This window comes from Endozoicomonas sp. ALB115, from assembly GCF_049310245.1.
Classification (GTDB): domain Bacteria; phylum Pseudomonadota; class Gammaproteobacteria; order Pseudomonadales; family Endozoicomonadaceae; genus Endozoicomonas.
Genome location: NZ_JBLYZG010000117.1, coordinates 1 through 6,603 on the forward strand (window position 1 = coordinate 1; position 6,603 = coordinate 6,603).

The 6,603-nt window shown below is 45.2% G+C and carries 4 protein-coding genes and 1 pseudogene; 4 read left to right on the forward strand and 1 reads right to left on the reverse strand.

All coding sequences use genetic code 11. The features are described 5' to 3' along the window. The first annotated feature begins 826 nt into the window (after positions 1 to 826). Together ACO6VE_RS23540 and ACO6VE_RS23545 are read left to right on the forward strand one after the other, a co-directional pair. The gene (locus ACO6VE_RS23540) at positions 827 to 1,567 is read left to right on the forward strand and encodes a hypothetical protein (protein ID WP_422463842.1); all 741 of its coding nucleotides are present in this window, start codon (positions 827 to 829) and stop codon (positions 1,565 to 1,567) included. A 249-nt stretch (positions 1,568 to 1,816) separates the two neighbouring features. Then, positions 1,817 to 2,938, forward strand: coding sequence for a hypothetical protein (locus ACO6VE_RS23545; RefSeq protein WP_422463844.1), 1,122 nt, complete (start codon positions 1,817 to 1,819; stop codon positions 2,936 to 2,938). A gap of 237 nt (positions 2,939 to 3,175) precedes the next feature. On the opposite strand, the gene ACO6VE_RS23550 is transcribed toward ACO6VE_RS23545, so the two are convergent. Next, entirely contained in the window at positions 3,176 to 3,706 is a 531-nt protein-coding gene (locus ACO6VE_RS23550; RefSeq protein ID WP_422463848.1) for a hypothetical protein, read from the reverse strand. A gap of 325 nt (positions 3,707 to 4,031) precedes the next feature. On the opposite strand from ACO6VE_RS23550, the gene ACO6VE_RS23555 reads away from it, so the two are divergent. Continuing rightward, the gene (locus ACO6VE_RS23555) at positions 4,032 to 5,075 is read left to right on the forward strand and encodes a hypothetical protein (protein WP_422463850.1); all 1,044 of its coding nucleotides are present in this window, start codon (positions 4,032 to 4,034) and stop codon (positions 5,073 to 5,075) included. Between the two features lie 1,013 nt (positions 5,076 to 6,088). Then, positions 6,089 to 6,603: pseudogene (locus ACO6VE_RS23560) on the forward strand (hypothetical protein); the annotation flags it as partial.

A 6,603-nucleotide genomic window follows, 5' to 3' on the forward strand; every position in this document is an offset into this window, starting at 1 on the left:
TGGTGGCAGGAGTGTCAGCTTAAAACACCTGGTTGTTGACACCACATGAGATAACGCCGGTAGCCCTGTGTATCCTGTGTTCTGAACTTGCTGATATGTTGGCTGATAAAGTAGCCATGGTTCGTTCAACCATGAAAAACAGTCACTTGGATAATCTATTTATGCGGCTACAGAGATATGGTCAGCGGGAATTGCTGGCAAATTCTTATGCTTGGTTGACATAAATAAAGAATGAGTTGTGAAAGAGAAGAACTTTTATAAGAAGGCGTGGTCTTAAGCTGTAATTCAACAATTCGATAATTCAATGGATCAAACCAATCAATTTCCTTCATTTGATGCTTATTTTTATTATCTTTGTTCCAGCGCATTAGGTTTAGTAGATCAAGAACAACAATTTGGCACCACCGAACAGCAGCCTGTTTATCAAGGCATACCAGTTCAAGTGCTGAACCCTATTCATATTTACAATAGCGGACCAGATACATATCAGAATGAAGCTGATCGTTCTTATTCATTGAATCAATATAATATTACATCCCTAACAAGTCTCGATTCAGAAAACGCTTCTGGAACAGGTATTCAAGAGATACCACAATCCATTCTTGATGAATATGTTCCTTACCAGCATGATTATGAACCCGTTAATAATCCATTATTACTAACACCAAGTACTCCTTTTCAGGAGATAATATCGTGGGACGAGCTTGAAATTAGGGAGCAAACAACAGCGAATCATACAAGCTCAGGTTTACAGTTAACTAATCTTCCTGCCGGAATTAATAGTTCACAAGATTTACGGCCAGTTGCTGTCATTAATCCGTTATGCATGCACCAAGCAACAAGTGATAACCAACAAAACCAGGCAGAAGTTAATGTTGATGGCAGTTCTTCACTTGCCGAGCGCAAAAGGGAGCGCCGAAGGGAGCGCCAAAGGGAGCGCAAAAGGGAGCTTCGCAAAGATCCCGCTTACGCCGAGCGCGAAAGGGAGCGCAAAAGGGAGCGCAAAAGGGAGCGCTACCAGACAGATCCCGCTTACGCCGAGCGCCAAAGGGAGCGCCAAAGGGAGCGCCAAAGGGAGCGCCAAAGGGAGCGCTACCAGACAGATCCCGCTTACGCCGAGCGCCAAAGGAAGCGCCAAAGGGAGTGCTACCAGACAGATCCCGCTTACGCCGAGTGCGAAAGGGAGCGCCAAAGGGAGGGCAAAAGGGAGGGCAAAAGGGAGCTTCGCAAAGATCCCGCTTACGCCGAGCGCCAAAGGGAGCGCCAAAGGGAGCTTCGCAAAGATCCCGTTTACGCCGAGGGACAAAAGATCTATATAAAGACCTACAAAAGAATCAAAATACAAACCTCCAATAAGGAAGAAGCTAAAGAGCAAGCTGTGATCGCAAGAGAGCGGTATCTTCAGTCAGTTAATTCAGCTAAAAACTCAGGTGATTTACCACTGACTTCTAATTTAGCTAAAGCGACTCAGAGTTCCAGTAAAAATTTAGAAGGTGCTGCCCCCCTGCTTTTCAGTCGTCAAGCTGAAGGAATATTTACAGTCCCAATCGCCCCCTCTCAGCCTTAGTGATCGGTCAGCAATCAAAGAAAGAGATTATTGATGTTTCCATCAATGACCTCGCTGCCTGTAACCCGCCCGCCAACGTCACCCTCATCTGTGAGGCGCTGACTTTCGAAGAGTTTTACGTCACTATTTAGTAATAGCCATAGCAAATCCCTATGCTTGGTTGACATAAATAAAGAATGAGTTGTGAAAGAGAAGAACTTTTATAAGAAGGCATGGTCTTAAGCTGTAATTCAACAATTCGATAATTCAATGTATCAAACCAATCAATTTCCTTCATTTGATGCTTATTTTTATTATCTTTGTTCCAGCGCATTAGGTTTAGTAGATCAAGAACAACAATTTGCTACCACCGAACAGCAGCCTGTTTATCAAGGCATACCAGTTCAAGTGCTGAACCCTATTCCTATTTACAATAGCGGACCAGATACATATCAGAATGAAGCTGATCGTTCTTATTCATTGAATCAATATAATATTACATCCCTAACAAGTCTCGATTCAGAAAACGCTTCTGGAACAGGTATTCAAGAGATACCACAATCCATTCTTGATGAATATGTTCCTTACCAGCATGATTATGAACCCGTTAATAATCCATTATTACTAGCACCAAGCACTCCCTTTCAGGAGCTAATATCGTGGGACGAGCTTGAAATTAGGGAGCAAACAACAGCGAATCATACAAGCTCAGGTTTACAGTTAACTAATCTTCCTGCCGGAATTCATAGTTCAAAAGATTTACGGCCAGTTGCTGTCATTAATCCGTTATGCATGCACCAAGCTACAAGTGATAACCAAAAAACCCAGGCAGAAGTTAATGTTGATGGCAGTTCTTCACTTGCCGAGCGCAAAAGGGAGCGCGAAAGGGAGCTCCTAAGGGAGCTTCGCAAAGATCCCGCTTACGCCGAGCGCCTAAGGGAGCGCAAAAGGGAGCGCCTAAGGGAGCGCCAAAGGGAGCGCCAACGGGAGCGCCAACGGGAGCGCTACCAGACAGATCCCGCTTACGCCGAGCGCAAAAGGGAGCGCCAAAGGGAGCTTCGCAAAGATCCCGCTTACGCCAAGCGCAAAAAGGAGCGGTACCAGGCAGATCCCGCTTACGCCGAGGGACAAAAGATCTATATAAAGACCTACAAAAGAATCAAAATACAAACCTCCAACAAGGAAGAAGCTAAAGAGCAGGCAGTGATCGCAAGAGAGCGGTATCTTCAGTCATTCAATTCAGCTAAAAACTCAGGTGATTTACCACTGACTTCTAATTTAGCTAAAGCGACCCAGAGTTCCAGTAAAAATTTAGAAGGTGCTGCCCCCCTGCTTTTCAGTCGTCAAGCTGAAGGAATATTTACAGTCCCGATCGCCCCCTCTCAGCCTTAGTGAATGGTCAGCAATCGAAGGGTCAGAAGGTACTGAACATTATCATCTGGATAAGCGAACGGTAGAACCTGCTGTGCCTCAATGGGAGCAAGCAATTCCCGCTGACCATATCTCTGTAGCCGCATAAATAGATTATCCAAGTGACTATTTTTCAAGGTTGAACGAACCATGGCTACTTTATCAGCCAACATATCTGCAAGTTCAGAACACAGGATACACAGGGCTACCGGCGTTATCTCATGTGGTGTCAACAACCAGGTGTTTTAAGCTGACACTCCTGCCACCAATAATCGCTGTGTACACATCCTCCCAGTTATCGATGACAAACCAGTCAAATAAGCCTCGTATCCCAAGCCATAGCGCTTTTTTGGACTTCTTTGCTTCAAGAGCTTGCTGGAAGAACTTGCAAGCCAGTTGCTCTATCTGGTTAATGAGAAAGGCGGTGAAAGTCAGGCAGGCCAGGTTGGTAGCCAGGTGCTGCTCTCCGTGCCCGTAATTGTGTTCGAGATGGTAGCCCTGTGTTTTCAGTGTGTTAAACGTTTCGTTCTCAATTTCCCATCTGGCGCGTCCTCCTCGCATGACTTTCGCCACGTTCTCCCTGGTGAGTTTGATATCGGTAATCCAGTTGTTGACGTACTTCTTGTTACCCTTTGGATCAATTTCGACGTATTCGAGATAGTTGACCAGCGTCTCTTTATTTTTGACGCAATCCCGGTCAAACTGCAGTAATGACGGATACTTCAAATGCATGACGGCAAGGCCGCTCATGATCGCATCATGAAGCGGGATTGCATCCTGACTCTTCCTTGGTCCGAAATCCGGTATTTTCGCAGCTTCTTTAGAAACGATGCTGATCAGTTTTTCGGCAACTGTCTTTCGATTAGATGGAGGCACAGTAAACAATAGTAGTCATGTAATGCAGGATATTTTACCTGATAGTCTGCGATTTCAGAACTGCCGGATCTGTCTACAAGCTTTGGTATTATTGGCCATAATCAATCTAGCGGGAATTGCTGGTAAATGAGTGGCGAAAGGTAGGAACTTTTATATGAAAGCGTGGTCTTAAGCTGTAATTCAATTATTCAATTATTCAATGTATAGACTAACTTCTTCTCAACTAAATCCAGCCCCTAAAGGCCTTTCTAATATTCAAGGCATGCCTTTAGCTGAACCTGGTGCAACAGGTCAGGCTTTCTTCCGAATGGTTACTGAAGTTGAACAACCTGTAACTAACCATAACATGACTGACCAATCTACAAGTTCAGATAATCAAGGGCATTTAAATCCTAAAAAAAAATGGTTGAAATATTTCGCTGTACAAAATCAAACCAGCTATAAAGATTCTCCTGCAATTCCAGTAGCTACCCCCATAAATCTAATTGAACCCCTGAAAAATTATCAGACTGCAGAATATGACCCTGAAAATAATACTTTTTCGATATACTCCTTAACAAAGGGGGTTCAATCAACCTCGCAAAACTCGACAGATGTTGATACCAAACTTAATCCACCTACTCAAATTCCTAACCAAGACGGCATTGGTAATTTTTCTAAATCTACAGCGTCGATTGCGATTATTACCGCACGATTGAAAAGTGAAAATCTTCAACAATATACATCTCCTTCGATTCAAGCCGAAGAAGCTATTGATGAAAATTCTTCACATATTGAATGCCAAAGGGAGCTTCACAAAGATCCCGCTTACGCCCAGAGCAAAAGGGAGCGCCAAAGGGAGCGCAGAAGGGAGCGCCAAAGGAAGCGTTACCAGACAGATCCCGCTTACGCCCAGCGCCAAAGGGAGCGCCAAAGGAAGCGTTACCAGACAGATCACGTTTATGCCGAGCGCCAAAGGAAGCGCCTAAGGGAGCTTCGCAAAGATCCCGCTTACGCCCAGCGCGAAAAAGAGCGCCAAAGGGAGCGCCAAAGGGAGCGCCGCAAGCAGTATCGTCAGTCAGTCAATTCAGCTAAAAAGTCAGGTGATTTACCACTGACTTCTAATTCAGCTGAAGCGACCCATAGTTACAATAAAAATTTAGAAGGTGCTGCCCCCCGATTTTCAGTCGTCAAGCTGAAGGAATATTTACAGTCCCGATTGACCCCTTTCAGCCTTAGAGAACGGTCAGCAATCGAAGGGTAAGAAGGTAATGGTCGCTATTCGTCCGGGCAGGCAAACGGCACAAGCTGTTGTGCCTCAACGGGAGCTCCATTGGAACGATCATAGATAACGGAAAACTGCCGGTTATCCGGGAGCGTCAACGTCATAGTTTTATTTGGCGCTTTGGAGAGAGCAAACAGGTTCTTGACCGTTAGCCGGGAAACCCAACCGGCCTCGCCATTACCAGAAAGAACAGTAGAATGGCCGAACTAACTGGCCTTCCTGCACCATTAAAGCCCCGGTCAGGCTGCACTCGGTGGTTTGCTCTACCGTGTTCCATTCAAATATCTGTCCGGAGGTTAGAGACCGCATAGATTACCTTACATGGAGAGTCAGCTAATCCCCTCTAAACTCTTGCCAGCTCTGGCCTCCAGATTTTTTGTCCCGTACACAGGTAATAGCCATAGCAATTCTTTATGCTTGGTTGACATAAATATATGATGAATGTATGGCGAAAGGGAGGAACTTTATATAAGAAAGCGTGGTCTTAATCTGCAATTCGATAATTCAATAATTCAATGAATAGACCAACCTCTTCTCAATTAAGTCCAGCCCCTAATGGCCTTTCTAATACTCAAGGCATGTCTTTAGCTGAATCTGGTGCAGCAGGTCAGGCTTTTTCCCGAGTGGTTACTGAAGTTGGACAACCTGTAACTAAGCATGACATGACTGGCCAAACTACAAGTTCAGATAATCAAGGATATTTAAATCCTAAAATAAAATGGTTGAAAGATTTCGCTGTACAAAATCAAACTAGCTATAAAGATTCTCCTGCAATTCCAGTAGCTATACCACTGAAAAATTATCAGGTTGCAGAATATGACCCTGAAAATAATACTTTTTCGATATACTCCTTAACAAAGGGTGTTCAATCAACCTCGCAAAACTCGACAGATGTTGATACCAAACTTAATTCACCTATTCAAATTCCTAATCAAGACGCCATTAGTAATTTCTCTAAATCTACAGCGCCAATTGCGATTATTACCCCACAATTGACAAGTGAACATCTTCAACAATATACATCTCCTGCGATTCAAGCCGAAGAATCTATTGATGAAAATTCTTCACATATTGAATGCCAAAGGAAGCTTCGCAAAAATTCCGCTTACGCCCATCGCAAAAGGGAGCGTTACCAGACAGATCCCGCTTACGCCCAGCGCATAAGGGAGCACCAAAGGAAGCGTTACCAGAAAGATTCCGCTTATGCCCAGCGCCAAAGGGAGCGCCTAAGGGAGCTTCGCAAAGATCCCTCTTACGTCCAGCGCCAAAGGGAGCGCCAAAGGGAGCGTTACCAGACAGATCCCGCTTACGCCCAGCGCAAAAGGGAGCGCCAAAGGGAGCTTCGTAAAGATCCCGTTTACGCCCAGCGCGAAAGGGAGCGCCAAAGGGAGCATCGCAAAGACCCCGCGTACGCCCAGCGCCAAAGGGAGCTTCGCAAAGACCCCGCTTACGCCCAGCGCCAAAGGGAGCGCCAAAGGGAGCTTCGCAAAGACCCCGCTTACGCCCA